The sequence below is a fragment of the Janthinobacterium sp. PC23-8 genome (genome assembly GCF_002250505.1).
Taxonomy (GTDB): Bacteria; Pseudomonadota; Gammaproteobacteria; order Burkholderiales; family Burkholderiaceae_D; genus Janthinobacterium.
Window position 1 is genome coordinate 373,056 of the sequence record NZ_NJGY01000004.1, and the last position, 20,592, is coordinate 393,647.

General features: G+C 55.5%; 17 protein-coding genes. 16 read left to right on the forward strand and 1 reads right to left on the reverse strand.

Going from position 1 to position 20,592, the window contains the following annotated elements; all coding sequences use genetic code 11:
- Position 1: 1 nt before the first annotated feature.
- Positions 2–1,522, reverse strand: coding sequence for an ABC transporter ATP-binding protein (locus CD932_RS25360; protein ID WP_094445646.1), 1,521 nt, complete (start codon positions 1,520–1,522; stop codon positions 2–4).
- A gap of 475 nt (positions 1,523–1,997) precedes the next feature.
- Here CD932_RS25360 and CD932_RS25365 point away from each other — a divergent pair, with 475 nt between their 5' ends.
- The 16 genes from CD932_RS25365 to CD932_RS28520 all read left to right on the forward strand — a co-directional run bounded on the left by CD932_RS25365 (position 1,998) and on the right by CD932_RS28520 (position 20,514).
- Positions 1,998–2,810 (forward strand): outer envelope protein, encoded by an 813-nt coding sequence (locus CD932_RS25365; RefSeq protein ID WP_094445875.1) that lies wholly within the window; start codon positions 1,998–2,000, stop codon positions 2,808–2,810.
- 78 nt (positions 2,811–2,888) lie between these two features.
- Complete coding sequence (tssF, locus tag CD932_RS25370; RefSeq protein WP_094445647.1) at positions 2,889–4,712, forward strand: type VI secretion system baseplate subunit TssF; 1,824 nt, start codon at positions 2,889–2,891, stop codon at positions 4,710–4,712.
- Entirely contained in the window at positions 4,676–5,725 is a 1,050-nt protein-coding gene (tssG, locus tag CD932_RS25375; RefSeq protein WP_094445648.1) for a type VI secretion system baseplate subunit TssG, read from the forward strand. Before tssF ends, tssG begins: the two co-directional genes overlap by 37 nt.
- An 84-nt stretch (positions 5,726–5,809) precedes the next feature.
- Positions 5,810–7,963, forward strand: a complete 2,154-nt coding sequence (locus tag CD932_RS25380; RefSeq protein ID WP_094445649.1) for a type VI secretion system Vgr family protein — start codon at positions 5,810–5,812, stop codon at positions 7,961–7,963.
- 2 nt (positions 7,964–7,965) lie between these two features.
- Positions 7,966–9,249 (forward strand): DUF2169 domain-containing protein, encoded by a 1,284-nt coding sequence (locus tag CD932_RS25385; protein WP_094445650.1) that lies wholly within the window; start codon positions 7,966–7,968, stop codon positions 9,247–9,249.
- Positions 9,239–14,014, forward strand: a complete 4,776-nt coding sequence (locus CD932_RS25390; protein WP_176461135.1) for an RHS repeat-associated core domain-containing protein — start codon at positions 9,239–9,241, stop codon at positions 14,012–14,014. Before CD932_RS25385 ends, CD932_RS25390 begins: the two co-directional genes overlap by 11 nt.
- Position 14,015: 1 nt before the next feature.
- Positions 14,016–14,324, forward strand: coding sequence for a hypothetical protein (locus CD932_RS28485; protein WP_141213373.1), 309 nt, complete (start codon positions 14,016–14,018; stop codon positions 14,322–14,324).
- A gap of 347 nt (positions 14,325–14,671) precedes the next feature.
- On the forward strand, positions 14,672–14,893 hold the full coding sequence (locus CD932_RS29070) for a hypothetical protein (RefSeq protein ID WP_176461136.1): 222 nt from the start codon (positions 14,672–14,674) through the stop codon (positions 14,891–14,893).
- Between the two features lie 264 nt (positions 14,894–15,157).
- Positions 15,158–15,616: a hypothetical protein gene (locus CD932_RS28495; RefSeq protein WP_141213375.1), complete on the forward strand. Its 459-nt coding sequence runs from the start codon at positions 15,158–15,160 to the stop codon at positions 15,614–15,616.
- Positions 15,617–15,847: 231 nt separating this feature from the next.
- Positions 15,848–16,288 (forward strand): hypothetical protein, encoded by a 441-nt coding sequence (locus CD932_RS28500; protein WP_141213376.1) that lies wholly within the window; start codon positions 15,848–15,850, stop codon positions 16,286–16,288.
- Between the two features lie 228 nt (positions 16,289–16,516).
- Complete coding sequence (locus tag CD932_RS28505) at positions 16,517–17,392, forward strand: hypothetical protein (RefSeq protein WP_141213377.1); 876 nt, start codon at positions 16,517–16,519, stop codon at positions 17,390–17,392.
- Between the two features lie 30 nt (positions 17,393–17,422).
- Complete coding sequence (locus CD932_RS29075) at positions 17,423–17,560, forward strand: hypothetical protein (RefSeq protein ID WP_176461137.1); 138 nt, start codon at positions 17,423–17,425, stop codon at positions 17,558–17,560.
- A gap of 140 nt (positions 17,561–17,700) precedes the next feature.
- Entirely contained in the window at positions 17,701–18,171 is a 471-nt protein-coding gene (locus CD932_RS28510) for a VOC family protein (protein ID WP_141213378.1), read from the forward strand.
- Positions 18,168–18,362, forward strand: a complete 195-nt coding sequence (locus CD932_RS28515; RefSeq protein WP_141213379.1) for a hypothetical protein — start codon at positions 18,168–18,170, stop codon at positions 18,360–18,362. Before CD932_RS28510 ends, CD932_RS28515 begins: the two co-directional genes overlap by 4 nt.
- A 196-nt stretch (positions 18,363–18,558) precedes the next feature.
- Positions 18,559–19,809 (forward strand): IS66 family transposase, encoded by a 1,251-nt coding sequence (locus CD932_RS25395; protein WP_254926775.1) that lies wholly within the window; start codon positions 18,559–18,561, stop codon positions 19,807–19,809.
- Positions 19,810–20,202: 393 nt separating this feature from the next.
- A complete protein-coding gene (locus CD932_RS28520; RefSeq protein WP_141213380.1) occupies positions 20,203–20,514 on the forward strand; it encodes a hypothetical protein in 312 nt (103 codons plus the stop codon).
- Positions 20,515–20,592 lie beyond the last annotated feature (78 nt).

The following is a 20,592-nucleotide window of genomic DNA, read 5'->3' on the forward strand; positions in this document are numbered from 1 at the left end:
CTTAGGCATGTGCCGCCTCCTGCGCCTGCGGCCACAAGCCGCTCATCCATTCCCCTACCAGGGTCACGCTGGCATCCTTGACGGCCAGCGAAGGCGACAGTCTGCCTTTTGCCATCACCAATAAACGGTCACTGATTTCAAACAATTCTTCGAGCTCCTCGGACACCACCAATAAAGCGCAGCCGGCGTCGCGCAGCGCCAGCAACTCGGCGCGGATCTGCGCCGCCGCGCCCACGTCCACGCCCCAGGTCGGCTGCGCCACCACCAGCACCGTCGGCTGGCGCATGACTTCGCGTCCGACGATATATTTCTGCAAGTTGCCGCCCGACAGGCTGCGCGCCAGCGCCTGCGGCCCGCCCGCCTTCACCTGGAAGCGGGCAATGATGTCGGCTGCGCGTTGCACCATGGCGTGGCGGCGCAGGAAACCGTGGCGGATGGTGGCCGGGGTCTGCAGGCTCAACAAAATATTGTCGGCCAGCGACATATCGGGCACGGCCCCGCGCCCCAGCCGCTCTTCCGGCACAAAGCCGAAACCGAGCGCACGGCGCCGGCCCGGCGGCAAGCGCCCGGCCGCCACATCACAGAGTGCGATGGCGGCGGGCAGCGCGCGCAGGTCCTCGCCCGATAGCGCCGCCAATAACTCCTGCTGGCCATTGCCGGACACGCCGGCGATGCCGACGATCTCGCCGGCGCGCACGTCGAAACAGATATCGCGCAGTTCGGTGGCGAACGGATGGCTTTTCGGCAAATTCAAATGTTTCACGCTCAGCTTGGCCGCGCCCGGCGTGCGCGCCTGGCGCGTGACGGCCGGCGGCTCGGCGCCTATCATCATGCGCGACAGGCTGGCCGAGGTCTCCTGCGACGGATCGCACACGCCGACGTTCTTGCCGGCGCGCACCACCGTGCAGGTATGGCACAGCGCGCGGATTTCATCGAGTTTATGGCTGATATACAGGATGCTGCAGCCCTGCGCGGCCAGCAGGCGCAAGGTGTCGAACAGTTTTTCGACGGCGGCGGGCGTGAGCACCGAGGTCGGCTCGTCGAGGATCAAGAGCTGCGGCCTGGCCAGCAGCGCGCGCACGATTTCCACGCGCTGGCATTCGCCGACCGACAAGGTGTGCACGTGGCGCTGTGGTTCCAGTTCCAGGCCATAGGCGCGCGCCGTTTCCTCGATGCGCTGCGCCAGCTCCAGCAAGTTAGTGTCCGCGGGCAAGCCGAGCGCGATATTTTCCGTGACCGTGAGCGTATCGAACAGCGAAAAATGCTGGAACACCATGGCGATGCCCAGGGCGCGCGCGGCCGACGGGTTGGCGATCTCGACCTCGCGGCCATTCCACACCACCTGGCCGCCGTCGGGCTTGACGGCGCCGTAAATGATTTTCATCAGGGTCGATTTGCCGGCGCCGTTTTCGCCCAGCACGGCGTGGATCTGGCCAGGCTCGACGGTGAGGTGGATGCCGTCGTTGGCCACCACGGACGGGTAGCGTTTGCTGATATTGATGAGTTCCAAACGTGCCGTCATCGGTATTTTCTGCCTGCAACAGGCACTTGCATGGGTTGATCGGGAATAGCAGCCTGGCTGGTCGCTTGCTGCGCTATTGCATCTATCGTATCGGCATCCGCGCGACAGGGGGGGAGAGGTTTGCGGGGTGCACTTGACGTTTCCACAAAAAAACAACACCGCTGCGCGGTTTTGAAAAAATATTGCCCCCTGCGCCATAGCCTGTGGCCCCGGAGCGTGCCGATAATGCGATCATTATATTCAAGAAATGATAGTGAGTATGCAAATAATGCATATCGCCAGCGCTGTTGCATCTCGCATCATGGTCTGAACAGAGCACATATGGCAGGCATTGCGCCGCATCGTGCTCCGTACCGGCACCGCCATCAAGACCCGAAAAATAACAACCTTTTTTTAACATCGCTACCAGGAGTTCAAATTGCCTAAATTCACCTCGTCTCTGTTGCCATGCCTGTGCCTCGCCACCGCCTTCGGCCTGGCCACCACCGCGCAAGCGGCCGACTGGAGCGACACCGCGCTGAGCTGGCGTGCCGGCAATGACTATCGCGAGCCCTTCAATCCCGATGACATCAAGAAGAACATCTTCGCCATCACCCACGCCAGCGGCTACAAGTACGGCAGCAACTTCGTCAACCTCGACTTCCTGATGTCCGACAGCAAGGACCCTGGCGCCTTGGGCAAGACCTCGGGCGCGCAGGAAGCCTACTTGGTCTACCGCAACACCATCGATATCGGCAAGGTGCGCGGCAGCGACATCAAGTTCGGCCCGGTGCGCGGCGTCGGCGTCACCTTGGGTTTCGATGTCAACACCAAGAACGACGTCGGCTACAACTCGCGCAAGCGCATGCTGGTGGCCGGCCCGACCCTGATGTGGGACGTGCCCGGCTTCTTCAACACCAGCCTGCTGCTGCTGCGCGAAAGCAATGCCCCCAGCGGCGCGTTCCCGCCGATCTCGCAAGTCACCGGCCGCTACACCTATAAAACCCACGCCATGCTGACCGGCGCCTGGGGTATTCCGCTGTCGCCGCTGTTTGCGTTCGAAGGTTTTTTCAACCTGATCGATGCCAAGGGCAAGGATGAAGTGGGCCGCGACACGGCGGTGGAAACGAATGTCGACATGCAGCTGATGTTCGACGTGGGCGCGGCCATGGGCAGCGCCAAAAACACCTTCCGCGTCGGCCTGGAATACCAGTACTGGAAAAACAAGTTCGGCAACTCGGCCGCCACCACCGGCAACAAAGGCCAGACGGCAAAAACGCCGATGGTGCGCGCCGAATACCATTTCTGAGGTCGATTGCCGTAAATCAATATCCACGATCGCAGCTGATGCCAGTATGGAACTTTCCAGCTGGCAAAGAAGGCGATCGTGGAACAGCTCCTGCCGTATTACGAACGCGAACTGGGCTTGTTCCGCCAGTACACGCGTGAATTTTCCAGCCGTTTTCCGCGTGCCGCCGGCCGCCTGCTGATCGCCGGCGACGCGTGCGAAGACCCGCATGTCGAGCGCCTGGTGCAGTCATTTGCGCTGCTGACGGCGCGCATCGCCAAGCGCCTCGACGACGACTATCCGCAGTTCACCGAATCGCTGTTCGAGGCGCTGTACCCGCATTACTTGCGTCCGTTTCCCTCGTGCTCGATCGCGCGCATCGCCGGCAAAGTCGCCGGTGACCAGCTCGCCACCATCGCGCGCGGCACCGTGCTGCGCTCGCCGCCGGTGCAGGGCGTGGCCTGCAAATTTAGCACCAGCTTTGACGTGACCATCGCGCCGCTGGCCATCACCGAGCTGCGCTTTGCGCCGATTATCGACGCCCCGCCCGGCTTGCCGCTGCAAGACGGCGCCAGCGCCCTGCTCAGCATCAAGTTTGCCAGCACCAGCGAGCAGTTTGATTTGCGGCACCCGGGCCTGCAGCAACTGCGCCTGTTTGCCGATGGCGAGGCGTCCTTGCGCGCGGCCCTGCTCGACGCGCTGTTCCTGCGCGGCGCCGGCGCCTATGTGGCGCTGGACGCGCACGGCCCCTGGCTGGCCGTCGATGGCGCGCTCTTGCAGCCGGCCGGTTACACCGACGACGAAGCCTTGATCCCGTGTTCGCCCCGTTCGCATCCGGCGCAGCGCCTGCTGACCGAGTATTTTGCGTTTCCCGACAAATTCCATTTTGTCGATATCGCCTGGCCGCGCCTGGCGGCGTTAATGCCCAAAGATACGCGCCAGTTCACCTTGCACCTGCCGCTCAAACACCTGCGCAGCGACAGCCATGCGGCGCGCCTGCTGGCAGGTGTGAGCACCAGCAATTTGCTGCTGGGCTGCACCCCGGTGGTCAATCTGTTCGCCAGGCCGGGCGTGCCGATCCGCCTTACGCATACCGAAGCCGATTGCGCGCTGCTGGCCGACGCCACCCATGCCGGCGCCTACGATATCTACAGCATCGACCGTGTCACCATGCTGCGCAAGGACCAGGCAGGCGAGCGGCTGACCTCCTTCCTGCCGCTGTATGACGCGCGCGCAAACGACCTGGGCCACTACTGGCTGGCGCGCCGCGACGAAGCGGTGGCGGCCGTCAGTCCCGGCCATGAAGTGCGCCTGACCCTGATCGATCCGCAGTTTTCGGCCGAGTCGACCGCGGTTGCCACCGTTTCGACCGAGCTGCTGTGCAGCAACCGCGACCTGCCCAGCCGCCTGTCCTGCGGCTTGCCCGGCGGCGACCTGCAGGCTGAAAATGTACCCGACGGCATGCCGATCCACCTGCTGCGCAAACCCACCGCCAGCCACCGTTTCGACACCGGCAACAATGCGCACTGGCGCCTGATCGCGCATCTGTCGCTCAATTATTCGGCGCTGACGCAGGCGGGCCTGGCGCAGTTCCAGAAAATGCTCAGCCTGTATGACCTGCCGCGCAGCCCGGGCACGCAGCGCCTGATCGAGGGCATCACCAGCCTGGAACACGGCAGCACGCGCGACTGGATAGACACGGTGCCCTTCCCCACGTTGATGCCAGGGGTGGCGATACGCGTGGGGATCGATGAGCAGGCCTTTGTCGGCAACAGCCTGCACGTGTTCGCCCAGGTCATCCAGCGCTATTTCGCCATGAACAGCCAGCTCAACTGCTTCAGCCGCCTGTCGCTGGTGTCGCAGCGCAGCGGCGAGGAACTCGTACAATGCCCAGCCCGCTACGCCGACAGCACGCCAGCGTGATCGCCCAATTGCTGGACGCGCCGCAGCGCTTCGCATGCTGCCAGGCGCTGCGCCTGCTGCTGGGCTGGCTGCAGGCGCACGGCGTGCCACCAGGCGATGCGCTGGCCAGGCTGATCCGCTTCGACAACAGCGTGTCGATGGCGTTTCCGGCGGGCCAGATCGAATCGTTGTCGGCTGAATCGTTGTCGGCCGCCGGCCTGCATGACGCGCAGGAACTGCTGCAAGCGTTGTTGTCGAGTAATCCACCGCAACTTCACCTGACGCCCACCTTCATGGGCTTCCTCGGCGTCCACGGCAGCCTGCCCAGCCACTATTCGGAACGTATCGCCGGCGAAGCCGACGCTGGTGCGCGCGCCTTTCTCGACCTCTTCTCCAGCCGCGCCGTGACCCTGTTTTACCAGGCCTGGGAGAAATACCGTATCGAACACGCCCCCGTGGGCACCACCTTGCTGCCCTGCCTGCTGGCGCTGGCCGGCACGTCGCACGAAGCGATCGGCGTGCCGGCCGACCTGATCGGCCTGTATAGCGGCCTGCTGCAGCAAAGCAATGTCTCGTCGCTGGTGATGGCGCGCATCCTGACCGAGCACTTCGGCGTGCCCATCCATATCACTGAAAACACGGGCGGCATGGAAGCGCTGGCGCCGCGCGAACAGACCGCGCTGGGCGGCAAGCATGCGGTGCTGAACCAGCACGCCATGCTGGGCGAACGCAGCTATCGGCCCGACCTGGCCGTGCGCGTGCGCATCGGTCCCCTGAGCGCCGCGCGGCACGCCAGCTTCCTGCCGGGCGGCGCCGCCAGCGCGCAGCTGCAAGCCATGCTGAGGCTGTTCGGCCAGCCACTCTTGCGCTACGACATCACGCTGGTGCTGCGCGCCAGCGACGTGCATGGCGTGACCCTCGGTGATGCGCAGGCGGGCCTGGGCTGCGACAGCTTTCTCGGCCATTGCGAGCCGGGCGAGGATCGCGACGACATGCGCTACAGCATGCACCTGATGGACAGCTTCGATGCATGACGCTTGCGTCCGCTCAAAACGGCTGTGTTCGCCATTGCTAAAGTCGGCGCTCCGGCCATCCCAACCGCATATCAGGAGGCAAGCATGAACCTGTTCCAGGACGCGGCTGAACGCCTGGCAGCGCTGCTCGGCGACAGGCAGGGCGACCGCCTGCTGCGCCTGCACTTTCCGCAGGGCGACGCGCCCGCTGGCGCGCTGCTGCTGGCCAACGCCCTCGACGCCAGCGAAAGCCTGTCGCGCGACTTTTCCTATGTAGTGGAAGTGCTGTCCGATAACGCTTCCATTCCACTGACGGAACTGATGGGCAAGATGGTCAGCATCGAACTGGTGCGCGAAGACGGCAGCCTGCGCTACTTCAACGGCCATGTATTCGAGTTCCGCTTCCTGCGCACCGACGGCGGCTTCGCCTTCTATGAAATGGTGCTCGGTCCCTGGCTGCGCCACTTGCGCCTGCGCCACAACAACGTCGCCTTCCACGGCAAGACGGTGGCGGACCTGACGGAACTGGTCTTCAACGACTATCTGATGCGCGACTACAGGCTGGCCGCCGGCGGCCCGGACCCGCTCATCACGTATATTTGCCAGTACAACGAAAGCGACCACAACCTGCTGCACCGCCACTGGGAGCAGCTGGGCTGGCACTATCGTTATGAACATCGGCGCGATGGTCATACGCTCTGGCTATCCGACGATACGATCAGTAGCTGGCCCATCGATGGCGAAATCAGCAGCATGCCCTTCCAGCACCAGGCCGGCAGCCTGGAAGACGATGGCGTGCACGACTGGAGCCCGGTGCGGCGCATGGCGCCGGGCAAGATGACGCTGGCCAGCTTCAACTTCAAGAATCCGCGCAGCGCCCGCGCCAGCGGCGACTCGCTGAACCGGCAAGGCGCCGTGCCGCAGCTGGAAGTGTATGAAAACACGGGCAGCTACGGCTTTAAAAATATCGACGATGGCGAACTGCTGGCCCGGCGGCGCATGGAAGAGATCGACGCGCAAGGCCAGTTGTATGAGGCGCACGGCAACGACCGCACGGCCCAGCCCGGCCGCTGGTTCACCTTGAGCGGCCATTTCAATGGCGGCGCCGGCAAGGCCGCTGCCGAATACCTGATCGTCTCCGTACGCCACCACGCCAGCAATAACTACCAGCAAGGCCGCAACGCCACCTCGCACTACAGCAACAGTTTTACCTGCCTGCCGCGCGACACGCCCTGGCGCCCGGGCCGCCATTTCCACAGCCACGAAGTGCGCATAGCCGGCGTGCAAACGGCAACCGTGGTCGGCCCGCCCGGCGAGGACATCCATACCGACGGCTACGGCAGGGTCAAAGTGCAGTTCCACTGGGACCGCCTGGGCGCCTTCGACGACAAGAGTTCGCCCTGGATACGGGTCGTCTCCAGCTGGGCCGGCGCCAACTTCGGCCACATCAGCCTGCCAAGGGTCGGCATGGAAGTGGTGGTGCAGTTTTTGGACGGCAATGTCTCCATGCCCATCATTATCGGCTGCGTCTACAACGCCCGCAATATGCCGCCCTGGGACCTGCCCGCCAACAAGACCCAGAGCGGCATGCTGAGCCGTTCGTCAAAGAGCGGCACGTCATCGCACGCCAACGCGCTGCGCTTCGAGGATCGCAAGGGCGCGGAGGAGCTGTGGCTGCACGCCGAAAAAGACCAGCGCATCGAAGTCGAACACGATGAATCGCACTGGGTCGGCAACGACCGCAGGAAAACCATTGACCGCGATGAGGTAGTGCAGGTCAAGCGCGACCGCACGGAAACGGTGGGGCACGATGAGACCATTACCATCCACAACAACCGCAAGGAAACGGTCGACCGCGATGAGCATATCGACATCGGCGGCAACCGCCGCGAACACGTGCACGGCAACGAGCAGGTGCAGATCGACGGTTATCGCTCGGAGCGGGTCAAGCTGGCCAAGGAGGAGAGCATCGGCCTGGCCAAGACATTGACCGTTGGCGCGGCTTACCAGACCACCGTGATCGGCGCCATGAATACCACCGTGGTACTGGCGCAAACGGAACAGGTGGGCATGGCGAAAGACGTGAGCGTCGGCGCCGCCAGCACTTTGACGGCCGGCGACTCCCACACCGTCACCGTGGGCACGTCCACCATCACGATCACGCCCGGGCGCATCGAACTGGCCGCCGACGAAATCATCATCCGTGGCCGCAGCAAGGTGCAGCTGCACGGCGACGATATCGACAACAACCCGGGCTGACCATGAGCGCACCGGGCACGCCGCATTTCAATATTGCCAACCTGGTTTTCGACAATCGTACGGCGCATGCGGCCAGCCAGTTCGACATGGTCGACCAGTTCGGCGCAGCGTTTCATGTTGTCGTGGCGCGCGTGGCTTACACGCTTGGCGATTGCGGCGCCGATGGCATGGCCAGCCTGAATGCGCTATCCCTGCCCGCGCCCTTGCTGACCGAAGACCGCCACCTCGATGGCGACACACAGGGCGGCACCGTGCAGGAAAGCGATTTTGCGCCGTACAAGCCGCGCTGCGACGTGATCGTCAATGGCGCGGCCCATGCGCCGCAGGGCCTGGCGATGGGGCAGTTCCTCGTCAATCTCAGAGTAAGTGCAGGCGCAAAACTCTTGATCGACAAGACGCTGCAGGTATGCGGCGAGCGTTTCTTTCGCAGGAAAAGCATCGTCAAACGCCTGCTGCAGGGCTGTGCCAGGGTCGCCACCCTGGGACTGCTGCGGCCGAACCCGTGGCGCTTGAGCCCCCATGAAAAATTTGTGCAGTTGCCGCTGCACTATGCGTTTGCCTGTGGCGGCCAATGCCGGCTCGATACCAGGGACGGCAAGCGGCACGAATCCTGCGACAGCAACCCGCTGGGACGCGGCTTTGCGCGGCACTGGTACCTGGACGCGCAACAACTCACCACGGTCCCCGCGCCGCGTATTTTCTATCCGAAACAACCGTGTACCGCCGAACAATTCTGGCAAGGCATGGCCGGCAAGGACTTGCCACCGCCGGCCGGGCTGGCGCCGATTGGCCGCGGCTGGCTGCCGCGCCGCACTTTGGCCGGCAGCATCAGGGAAAAGGAACAATGGGACCGGGACGAAGTCCCCATGCTGCCGGAAGACTTCGATTTTGCGTACTGGAATTGTGCGCCGGCCGACCAGCAATGTGCGCATCTGGCCGGGCTGGAGCAATTTACCCTCACCAATCTGTGCCGCCACGATCATCCGGCCGCGCGCGCCGACCGCATCGGCAACACCGTGCTGCGCTTTGCCTTGCCGCAGCAGGCGCTGTTCCTGCTGCTGGCCGATGCGCACGACAAGCTGCTGGTGCTGCGCCTGAAAATCGACACGGTGCTGATCGATACCGATGCGGGCACCGTTGAACTGGTCTGGCGCGCGATCGTGCCGGCCGACGCCGGCCAGGTCGCGGCGCGCCTGATGCATGTTACCGAGCCGGAGCAGATCGCCCGGGTCGAGTTGCTCGAACAAGCCCAGCAAGCGCTGGCCGGGGACGCCCATGACGAATGAAACCGTCACAAAATCGGCGCGCTTCTACTGCGTCAGCCTGACGCCCGACATCTGCAAGACGCCGGTCGGCTCCAGCACGCCACCGCTGCCCTATACCATTATCGGCGAATTTTCCGGCGCACAAAATGCCTCGCCCAACGTCAAGTCGCATAGCGAGCCGGTGATCCTGCACCAGCGCAGCACCATTCCCAGCGTCACCGGCGACGCACCGGGCAAGGCCGGCGGCATCAAGAGCGGCACGGTGGGCAAGCAGGTCGACACCAAGGTGGCCAGCCCCATCCACCACGCCAATGGCGCCGACCTGGTGCAGGTGGGGCGCGAAGTGTGGATGAATGCGCGCAATACGGTGGGCAAGATTTATGAGCGCGGTGGCGAGGTGGCAAGGCCGGCACTGGCAGCCTTGGGCCAGAAGGTGCAAGAGCTGGCGCAAGACTACAAGAATCATGGCTCGAAAAAAATGCATGGCGCGGCAGAAGACATGGTGGAGGCGGGCGGCACCGTCCTGACCGGCAGCGCAGTGGTGGGTGTGGCCGGCGCGGCGGTTGCGGCAACCGGTGTTGGCCTGCCGGCCGCCGCCGCGATGGAAACAGCGGCGGCAAGCGGCGCGGTCGTCGGTGGCGCAACGGTCGCTGGCGGCACCGCCGTGGAGGCCTCGGCCACGGTGCTGGACCAGGCGGCTGACTATATTTTGACCGGCAAGACACCGGATGTGCTCGATACCGCAGCAACGCTCGGCATCAATGCGGCAGATGCGCTGCTGCAAAACCTTGTGTTGAGCAAAATTCCAGGCAGCAAGCTGCTCAGTCAATTCCTGGGCAAAAAACTCGCACCGTCGATCAAGAAAATCAAGGACAGGCTGGCAGGTAAAAAACCGGCCAAGCCGCCGCCCCAGTTTGACAAGCCGCCACCCGGCGGCGATGACGGCAAAAGCCGTGGCAAGAAAGAACCCAAATCCGAGGCGCCGTCCGATTGCTGCCCGAAAAATAGCGGCCCCGGCAACAAGCCGGCCAAGAGCCGCAAACCCGTGCATTTCGGTACCGGCCAGGAAATCCTGTACCAGACCGACTTCGCGCTGGAAGGCGCCATTCCCATCGTCTGGACCCGCTGCTACCGCTCCGGCGCCGACTGCGAAGACCAGGGCTTGCTGGGCGCGCGCTGGGCCACGCCCTACACCACCGCCTTGTCCGTGTGCGCCGCCGGCATCGTCTACCACGACGACAGCGGCCGCGCCCTGCGCCTGCCGTCGCTGTCTATCGGCCAGCAGCACGACAACCGCAAGGAAGGTTTTGTGCTGTCGCGCGACAGCGCCGATCTATTTACCGTGCTGTGGCGCGACGGCAGCCGCGACCGCTACGCACGTGGTGCAGAAGGGTGGCTGCCGCATGGCTACGATGGCGTCAACGCCATGCTGGCGCCAACGGCGCCGGTCGAGACAGAACGCTTTGAGCTGGTCCGCAGCGAAGGACGTGACGGCCGCGGCGTCAGCATAACGCGCTTTCCCGATGCCAAAGCGGGCGCCGTGCTGCTGCGCCTGTGCACCGATGACGAAGCCATGGTCGAGGCCATGCGCGCGGACGAACACTTGCCAATGCGCATCGGCAGCGTCGAGGAAGTGCTGCGTGACGGCAGCCGCGTCTGCCATGTGCGCTACCGCTATGGCGCCGATATCGGCACTGGCGAAGAGGCAAGGCGCTTCGATCTGGTCAGCCAGGAAAATGTACTGGGCGACGCGCGCCACTACAGCTATCGCCACCATCTGCTGACCGCCTGCACCAGCTACACGGGTTTTGCGTACGAACTCGAATGGATCAGCCTGGACGCCCTGCGGGCGCGCTGGGGCGGCAACCGCTTGAGCGACCGTGAGTTGCTGGAAGCGTATCCGATTACCGTGAACAACAGCTACCAGGCCCGCGCCACCGCCACGCGGGCCGGCGATGGCGGCGAACGCACGCAGATAGCCTACCTTGATGCCGATACCAGCCGCGTCACGGAAAACGGCAGCACGCGCGACTATGTGTTTGACGCCAACTGGCTGATCACCGAAGTGCGCCGTATCGAGCATGGCCAGGCGGTGCCGCTGGGCCGGCGCGAGTGGGACCGCGACGGCATGCTGCTGGCCGACATCGACGCCAACGGCGCCGCCACGCGCTATGCCTACGACGCCTTTGGTAACCTGGTCAGCAGTACCGACGCCCTCGGCCACCGCAGCACGATCGCCTACGACGAGCACCATCAGCCGGTGCGCTTTACCGATGCGCTGGGCAACAGCACGCACAGGGTCTACGACAGCGTGGGCCGCCCGGTCAGCATGACCGATGCGCTGGGCCACGTCACGCAGTGCCGCTACAACCAGCGCGGCCAGCTCAGCGAACTGATAGACGCCAAAGGCGGCAGCAAGCGATTGCGCTACAACCGGCAAGGCTTGCTCACCGCTTACACGGATTGCTCGGGCCACACCAGCGAATATGCGTACGACAAGCAAGGGCGCTTGATCTCCATGCAGGACGCGATGGGCCACGCCACGACCCATGACTATGACGCCCTGGGCCGGCTGATACGGCTCGTGTCGCCCGGCGGTGCAAGCGAGCAATACCGCTACGACGCCGACGGCAACCTGGTGCTGCACACGGACGCCGCCGGTCACCAGACGCACTACCGCTACAACGGCCAGGGCCTGCCCGTCGAACGCACGGACGCCATCGGCCAGAGCTTGCGCTACCGTTATGACGACGCGCTGCAACTGACCGAGTTGATCAACGCCAAGGGAGAAAGCTATCGCCTGTGCTACCACGCCGAAGGCTGGCTGGCAGCGGAAATCGGTTTCGATGGCAAGCGTACCGACTACAGTTATGACCGCGCCGGCAATCTGACCGCCTTTCAAAGCGGCGCGCAGCGCACGCAACTGCTGCGCGATGCGCTGGGCCTGCTGCAGGCCAAGACCACGGCGGACGGCGTGGTGCGCTACGCCTACGATGCGCTCGGCCGCTTGACGGCGGTGTCGTCGCCGCAAGCGGAGCAGCGCTTCTTCCACGATGCACTGGGCCAGCTGATCGAAGAGCGCAGCAGCTACTTCCTGCAATCCCTGCCCGCCACCGGCAGGCTGCCCAACGCCCCGCGCACGCCGGACGCCAGCGTTGTCATGACGCACGCTTATGACGAGCTGGGCAACCGCATCCAGACCATCCTGCCGAACGGCCGGCGCATCGATACCCTGCGCTACGGTTCCGGCCACTGGCATGGCGTACTGTGGCAGGGCCAGACCGTGGTCGACGTCGAACGCGACAGCCTGCACCGCGAAAAACAGCGCACCCTGGGCAACAGCGGCCTGGTCGCCACGCGCCAGTACGACGCCCAATCGCGGCTCACGCAAATGACCCTGGCGCGCGGCCTCGATGCGCCCTCTCCCCTGCGCGAGCGCCGCTTTCACTACGACGACTCCGGCAACCTGACCACCATCGCCCAGACCGGACAGACGGCAAACGGACCACTGGGCAAGCTCCACTACACCTACGACCCGGTAGGCCAATTGCTGTCGGCCGTGCAACCGGGCCTGGTGGAACGCTTCGCCTTCGACCCCGCCGGCAATATGATCGACGCCGCCCCTGCTCCGGGTGCCCAGCTCGCCGCCATCACCGGCAACCTGCTGCGCACCTTCGGCGACTTCAGCTACGACTACGACGAACAGGGCAACACCACGCGCAAGCGCTTCCACCCGCCCGGCAGGCAATCGGCCTGGAGCGACCTGCAACTGGAATACGACGCCGAAAACCGCATCAGCCACGCCACGCGCACGCAGCGCCAGACCCGCCACCGCGCCGAATACTTCTACGACGCTTTCAGCCGCCGCATCGCCAAGCGGGTTGCTGTGGAGCAGTGGGGCAACAGACAAAACATCGAAACAGATTCCGCTGCGATCAACGCCACCACTACGACATTTTTTGTGTGGGACGGAGATAAATTAGTGCAGGAACTACACCAGCTGGCAACGGTCACATTTCTTTATGAGCCAGACACTTTTGTGCCATTGGCAAATGTAGTATCTACTGAAGTCTACAATACTAGATTGACAGCATCACAACCGGTCGAGACCTGCTATTTCCCCTTCAATACGGAAAAAATCAATCTTCAATCAAGGATCGACTCACAAACATCAAGCGAAAAGTTATTTAATCAATATGATCAACAAGCTCAGTTGGGCGCTAATGAAAGTATCAGTCACTACAACTGCGATCATTTGGGCACGCCGCGTGAACTATTTGACGAACAAGGAATATTGGTTTGGGGTGCGCGATACAAGGCTTGGGGGAATCTTTTCCAAGAGTATAGTAAGATCATCGGCCAACCGTTACGATTTCAAGGTCAGTATAAAGATGAAGAAACTGGACTATATTTCAATCGCTCAAGATTTTATGATCCCGATACTGCAAAATATTTAACTCCAGACCTCATAGGTCTCCTCGGAGGAATCAATATTTACCGTTATGCTGAAGGAAACCCTGTTAACAATATTGACCCCAAAGGGTTAGCAGCAGGTCGGTTACCACCACAACCTAAGCCTAAACCAGGGATTCCACAAAAGCCTATTCCGGAGCAAGTACCTCCTCCTACCCCAAGTAAACCGTCATGCGATGTGGTTTTTAAACTCTGCTTGGCAGCATGCGTAAAAAAATGTCCGGGTCCAGTTGTAGTTAAAGCAGGAGTCTGCGGTATCAGCTGCATTATCGTTTTTCTAACTTGCAAAAATTCAAATGATTCAAATGACTAATATGAAAATTTTCACCTATCCATATAAAAAATTTTTTTCGCATGTTAAATTTGAAATAAAAAAAGGAAATGATATTTACATTGAAATATCCAATTCATGGAAGACAAAATTAATTACAGCAGAAGTAATTAAATTAATTATCAATGAGGAGTCAGAAGAGAAAAGCTGGAAATTTGTTTTTTGCATGATCCTCAATCCCGGGTTTTTTTCTACTTATTTTTATGCGTATTCTGAAAACTATAGAATTGATCTCATTGACGAAAAAAAAAGATTGATAAAATTTTACAAAATAAAAAATATTGAAAATTAAAACAATATATAAAACATTAAACAAATATAAAATGAAATATTTTTACGCTGAAAACTTTGAGTGAATTTGCAATGACTTGGCGTTTTCAAAGAGCAAGCGCAACACTGGGTTAATTAACAGTGGTGGTTGGTGCTTGTAGCAACGTGATGTGCTGAGTATAAATGACGAGTGGCGATTCGTAATTGAGGCGGGCACACGGTCTGAATTGAGGCGGGCACACGGTCTGGTTTCTTGCAAAACCAAAAACATCAAAACTTGGAATTTGACTACCACTCCCAGTATCTGATCTTTTAAAAAATGGTTCATTAATAGAAGTGTTTCCATGCGGTCCAACACCGTGAGAAAAAATGAAAATTTCTGAAATTAAAAAAGAATTAAAATCAAAAAAAATCCCAGAATCAGCATATTCTATTAATAAAGTAAAAGAAGAAAGTTTATGCATTTTAAAAAGGAAAGAATTTTTTGAAATTTTTTACTACGAAAGAGGTCTAGAGAACAATAAAATCTCCTTTAAAGAAGAAGATGATGCCTGCAATTATTTCATTAACGAATTAAAATCTTGGTTTTAATTAAAAGTTCAATATTTCATAAAAACAAATGGGGAATCACAAGGCAAAGCATATTGAAATAAAAAATGGAGTGCTAAAAAGATGAAAAAATAAGAAATTGAAATTTTAAATAAAATAAAAATTGGAAAGACAAAAGATATTGAAATTATACTATCCGAATCGGAAGAAAAACCACTGACACACCAACAACTTTTAGAAATACTAAATCAAATTAAAAAAATACGAACAAGAAAAAATATAAAAAGCTTGTTATGAAAAATAGCCTTGAAAAATAAACCAGTAGAGGAAATATTAGAATTCTCAATTGAAAAAATAAAAACATTATCTAACGAAGAGGAGTACCCTTCAATATCGGAGGAATTGCGATTTTCCATATATTACTTAATCAACAAATCAAATAAAAATATTTTTCAAAAAACGGTATCGAAACTATTGCAATCAAGATCGGGAGAAATACGATTGATCGTTTCCGAATACTATTTTGCGAAAAATCAACCAGAAAAATCCTTGCCAATAATAATTGAAATTTTAGATTCACTGAATATTGATCACAATGTTTCTGATGCGATTGACATGGACGTTGCACATTATGCAGACGCCCATATGCTTGAAACTTTAAAAATTAATCATAGAAATAATGAGGTAAATATTTCGCAAGGATTAAAACACATAATTTCCGTTATGAAGACAGCTATTCTACACTCGACCAATCATGGATGCTAACTTTCAAGACCCGCCCGGTTATAAACACGTTTAACGAATAATTCCAGCTTTTTCACCTGCCATTTTTTCATCGCCTGAATCGGCGTTTGGCTATTGAGAGAACACTGCGGAAGAAAACCTCTTGGATTTAAAATAAGGACAAATATAAAGATATAAGAAATAAGAAATAAGAAATATGGAAATTACCAATTAACCAATAATTACCTGGAATTTTATTCAAAGAACCATAAAATGAGCATAGACAAGAAAACAGGCGACATAAAAATATCGAATGAAATTAAAATAAATAAAAACACATCAAAAATTGAAGTTGAAAATATAGAAAATATAGAAAAATATGGAAATATAAATGGATACGAAACTTATAGCATAAAAGATACAACTTTTCTCAACTTAAAAATGAGAATAAATTTCAGATTCAAAGATAATTACTTATTCAAAATTGAACTAATATGGACAGATGGGAAAGTTAACATTTCAGGATATAACGTAACCAATTTAGACTTATCAAATGAAAAAGAATATTTAAGCAATAAAATATCACAAGCAGTAGAAGAATTAGCTGAAATTACCACTACCTACGAAGATTGCTTCTCGTTTCCATGGGGGTACATATTAATCAAAGCTGACCAGAAATCGCTATCATGCTTGATAGATATAATTTATAAATAATTCCATATATTAACAATAGATAAAATTGAAATATCGTGTTTTTTGAGAGTGGAATTATAAAATATGAATTAAAAATTTTGTGATTTAAAATTCAAAAAACCTATCTCCATCAAGCTAAGCTAATTTTTCTCAATTTATTAACAAGATTTATGGTTTTTAATCCACATTTCATACGAAAAAATATGGCTTCATGTCGATTAAGTCCATAAAATTAAAAATATTTTTAATATGAAAGAAATTTATTTCAATACAGAGTCTGGGCAGCTCATGCTCAACAATATCCCTGTAGCGCCACTTGATGGACAAAAATTTATTGCAACTATGAAAGAAAATGCTATTGATATCGAAAAGCATACAACAGGCACGCACATAAGAAATTTTTCGACATCAGGAAGTCTGAAGGGACTGGAATTTGGTATAAATTTTATTTTTGACTGTGCACATATGCAGACAGTATGGATGTCATGGGATGGAGGAAATACGAAGAAGTATGGATATGACACCACCGAAAGCCAGTTGCTTTCCGACAAAGATACTCTTGTCAAATTACTTTCAAAGTCTTTCAACAGAAACCCTGATGAAATAAATAAAGCAAGCTCCACATTCCAATTCCCATGGGGCCATATTTCAGCGTCAGCATCCATTCAGTCCAGCACGGCTGCAATAGGAATATCCTGGAATTTTTTGGAAATCATGATACTGAAAATTGAAGATGGTTATTTCTTTGCAACTGAATCAATTTCTCTCTTTAGAGGAATGAAAAGAGAAAAACTATCCTCGATAGATCAGGATTGGAAAGTGTGGATCAGGCACGGGAATGAAGAAATCGCCTACAAGACCAGTTTCGAAATCAAAAAAAACAAAATGATAATTATTTGCTTTTTTGAGGAAAATGATGGACCTATAAAATTTTGGGATTTTGGCCCTGCAAAAGGCATGAATGGTTTCCAGTCCAAGCCTGAAGGAAAATATACAAGGAAAGTGAGACGGTGGTTTCTAGATGAGTTTGGCATCATGCTGCCGCAATCAGGAACTTGGGGAGAAATAGACGCTTTTCACGACCCACATAATCACACCACATCTGTTTTTTGCATCTACAAATAAACCCAAACTTTAATTCGAATAAACAGATACATGAATATTTCAGATATTTCACAAGAGATGTCTATTTTAAATATACCAGCAGATGCCTTCTCAATTGAAGATCCAGTTCAGGATGAGAGTCTATCCATCAGAGAAAAGAATGAGGATTGGGAGGTTTTTTTACCATGAACGAGGAATAAAAACTGATCTTCGAATTTTCAGGGAGGAACATGATGCTTGTGAAAATTTTTTATTCAGAATAAAAACCTGGTTTACGTGATTTTAGAACAATAACAATTTAACATTTATCCTTGTTGAATAGGGCTGACATGAAATCTACGGAGAAATTGCCTATTTTAGATTCCATCAATATGGGAATACTCTGCCTGAATTTTGACGAAGCAAAAAAATTCTATAATGATAATCTTGGATTTTTTGTTACGATGGATAGCATTATTCAGTTTGATTCTGGTACCAGCCGGCGCCTGACGATGGCGCACAGTTGTAACAAAAATTTCTCAATAGAATTCATGCATGCTTCAAGTATTGAGCAGGCAAGTCGCGTAGGCGCCAAAGGTGGCACCATCAATCTCTTTACCTTGCCAACGAAAAACATTGATATTATCAAGGAACGATTGGAAAAAACTGCTTTTTTCATCGATTATGTAGAGGCGCCATACGCAAGTTTTCTGAACCTGGAAGATCCGATGGGAAACAATATTTGCCTTTACGAATCGTGCCAAACCAATGCAACAACTACATCAAGATGCATCAATAAAAAGCAGACAGAACAAAAATGAAAAAATTTAAAATTCCAAGTTATGCTTTTGATTTTATCAATGGATCACTGCGCATCAATGAGGATATTGCATTATCTAGCAAAACTCCAGCAAACGATGTCATAAACAGCATCGTCAACATATTTCTTGCAAAACCGAAAACATCAGAACCTGGAATTTTTACTTTTGATATTAATGGATGGATAGGTTAGCATGTCGTCGAGTTAATTACTTTCAAAGAAAGCTCCTAAAAAATAGATTATATAATAATGCACTACTTTGAAAATAACTCTGTAAGCAACGGCATCAGTGAATCATCGCTAGTCAAAAAAATTCGTAACTGTTCAGCATGAACGCTTTTTCATAAAACAGTTGTAAACCTTTTCAAGCTGGCTCATCATGCTGGTTATGGCAAAAAAACGCACCTCTCCCGACTTCTCCGCCCTCACACGCGGCGAGCTTGAGGGCGTCGTGTTGACCCTATGGGAACGGCTGGAGACGCTGGAATCGAAGGTCTCCAAGAACAGCAGTAACTCGAGCCAGCCGCCGTCTTCCGATGGCTTGCGCAAGACCAATTCGCTGCGCGAACCATCCGGCAAGCCGCCCGGCGCTCAGCCTGGCCACAAAGGCAACACGCTCAAGCGGATGGCCGAACCGAGCCAAATCGAAACTCACCAACTGCCCGAGCAATGCGAGCGCTGCGGCTGCGCGCTGGACCAGGAAGCGGCGGAGATCGTCGAGCGACGTCAAGTGATCGACACGCCCGTCGTGGCCTGCGACATCGTCGAGCACCGCGTCCTGGCGCTGCGCTGCACGTGCGGCCAACGCCACCGCAGCGTGTTCCCGACCACCGTCACGCAGGCGGTGCAATACGGCCCCAATGTGCGGGCGTTGGGGGTGCACCTGACGCAAGGACAATTACTGCCGTTCGCCCGCGCCGCGCAACTGATCAATGACCTGTACGGTATCGCCATCTCGCCGGCCACGCTGCTGGCCTGGGTCGACGAGGCGCGCGTGGCCCTGCAGGCGACAGCGGACACGATCGCCGACAGCCTGCGCGCCGCGCCGCTGGTGCACGCCGACGAATCGGGTCTGCGCGTACAGGGCAAATTGCACTGGCTGCACGTGGCGGCCAACGATAGCCACACCTGGTATGGCGTGCATGCCAAACGCGGCATGGAGGCGATCGCCACGCAAGCGATCCTGCCGCAGCGCCTTGGCGTACTGGTCCATGATTGCTGGGCGCCGTACTGGCAACTGGCCGGCAGGCACGCCTTGTGCAACGCCCATTTGCTGCGCGAACTGCTCTACGTCCAGGAACTCACCGGCGAGCGCTGGCCCGCCAGGATGAGCGAACTGCTGCTGCGTGCCAACGAATTGTGCGAAGCTGCGCGGCACAAAAACATCGCCCTTGGCGCCGCCGACGTGGCGGCCTTGCGCACCTTCTACGATGCCATTCTGTCCGAGGGCGAACGGCGTCATCCCGCCCGACTCAAGCCCAGTGGCAAGGCCGGCCGCGTCAAGCAGTGCGTCGCTTTCAACCTGTTGCTGCGCCTGCGCCGGTACGCCGACGCCGTGCTGCTGTTCGTGTCCGATCCTGCCGTGCCGTTCACCAACAACCTCGGCGAACGCGCCATCCGCATGCCCAAGGTGAAGTAAAAAATCTCCGGTTCGTTCCGCACTTTGCTGGGTGCACAAAACTTCTGCGTCATCCGCTCCTGCCTCGACACGCTACGCAAACAAGGCTATGGCATGCTTGCCGTCCTGCAACGCGCTTTCGCTGGAAACCCGATTCAGCCTGCCCCAGGCTGAACAGTTACAAAAATTCAAAGGAAATCTGGCATTCCCGGCCAGGCCAAAGGCAGATCAAAAATAGCATTCAAATTTTCATGGGGAAGCATTATCGTACAGCACGACATAAAAATATCCGCCTCATGCCTGATTTTGCAGTACAAAAAATAACTTGAAATCAACCTTATTATGTCGAAAAAAAATTCCACTTCAGAATCACTTATCACTATAGATAAATCCATAGAAGTACAGCAACGAATAATGGAATTTATGAAAAATAGTGATATTTTTTTCCAAAAAGAGAACGAGATAGGATGGTTGGAATTATTGAAGAAGCTGCCAGAAAAATTAAAAATATGTATTTTTAATGAAATTTCTTTGGGGAATTCATTGATTGCACTACATTATTTAAACTGGCCGGAACAGGGCAGCGTTGTAGCACTGCTAAGTAAAAATTTCATAACGAAGGAATTCGACAAGGATTTACATTTCAGAGAACTCAATGATCCGCATTATTGCAAAGAAGAACTTTCATATGTTGAAGGTAGCGTTACGCATCTGATTATCAACTAGTTCAACGCAAGAACAGTCCAATATTTGACTTGCCCACCGCCCTGCCCGATACTTGCCGCTGTCGCCAAGCTCCTACCC

Excerpts from the sequence above, each read along its gene's own strand:
- CD932_RS25360 (WP_094445646.1), bottom strand. The coding sequence starts at position 1,522 with ATGACGGCACGTTTGGAACTCATCAATATCAGCAAACGCTACCCGTCC.
- tssG (WP_094445648.1), top strand. The coding sequence starts at position 4,676 with ATGCCCAGCCCGCTACGCCGACAGCACGCCAGCGTGATCGCCCAATTG.
- CD932_RS25380 (WP_094445649.1), top strand. The coding sequence starts at position 5,810 with ATGAACCTGTTCCAGGACGCGGCTGAACGCCTGGCAGCGCTGCTCGGC.
- CD932_RS25385 (WP_094445650.1), top strand. The coding sequence starts at position 7,966 with ATGAGCGCACCGGGCACGCCGCATTTCAATATTGCCAACCTGGTTTTC.
- CD932_RS25390 (WP_176461135.1), top strand. The coding sequence starts at position 9,239 with ATGACGAATGAAACCGTCACAAAATCGGCGCGCTTCTACTGCGTCAGC.
- CD932_RS28485 (WP_141213373.1), top strand. The coding sequence starts at position 14,016 with ATGAAAATTTTCACCTATCCATATAAAAAATTTTTTTCGCATGTTAAA.
- CD932_RS29070 (WP_176461136.1), top strand. The coding sequence starts at position 14,672 with ATGAAAATTTCTGAAATTAAAAAAGAATTAAAATCAAAAAAAATCCCA.
- CD932_RS28500 (WP_141213376.1), top strand. The coding sequence starts at position 15,848 with ATGAGCATAGACAAGAAAACAGGCGACATAAAAATATCGAATGAAATT.
- CD932_RS28505 (WP_141213377.1), top strand. The coding sequence starts at position 16,517 with ATGAAAGAAATTTATTTCAATACAGAGTCTGGGCAGCTCATGCTCAAC.
- CD932_RS29075 (WP_176461137.1), top strand. The coding sequence starts at position 17,423 with ATGAATATTTCAGATATTTCACAAGAGATGTCTATTTTAAATATACCA.
- CD932_RS28510 (WP_141213378.1), top strand. The coding sequence starts at position 17,701 with ATGAAATCTACGGAGAAATTGCCTATTTTAGATTCCATCAATATGGGA.
- CD932_RS28515 (WP_141213379.1), top strand. The coding sequence starts at position 18,168 with ATGAAAAAATTTAAAATTCCAAGTTATGCTTTTGATTTTATCAATGGA.
- CD932_RS25395 (WP_254926775.1), top strand. The coding sequence starts at position 18,559 with ATGGCAAAAAAACGCACCTCTCCCGACTTCTCCGCCCTCACACGCGGC.
- CD932_RS28520 (WP_141213380.1), top strand. The coding sequence starts at position 20,203 with ATGGAATTTATGAAAAATAGTGATATTTTTTTCCAAAAAGAGAACGAG.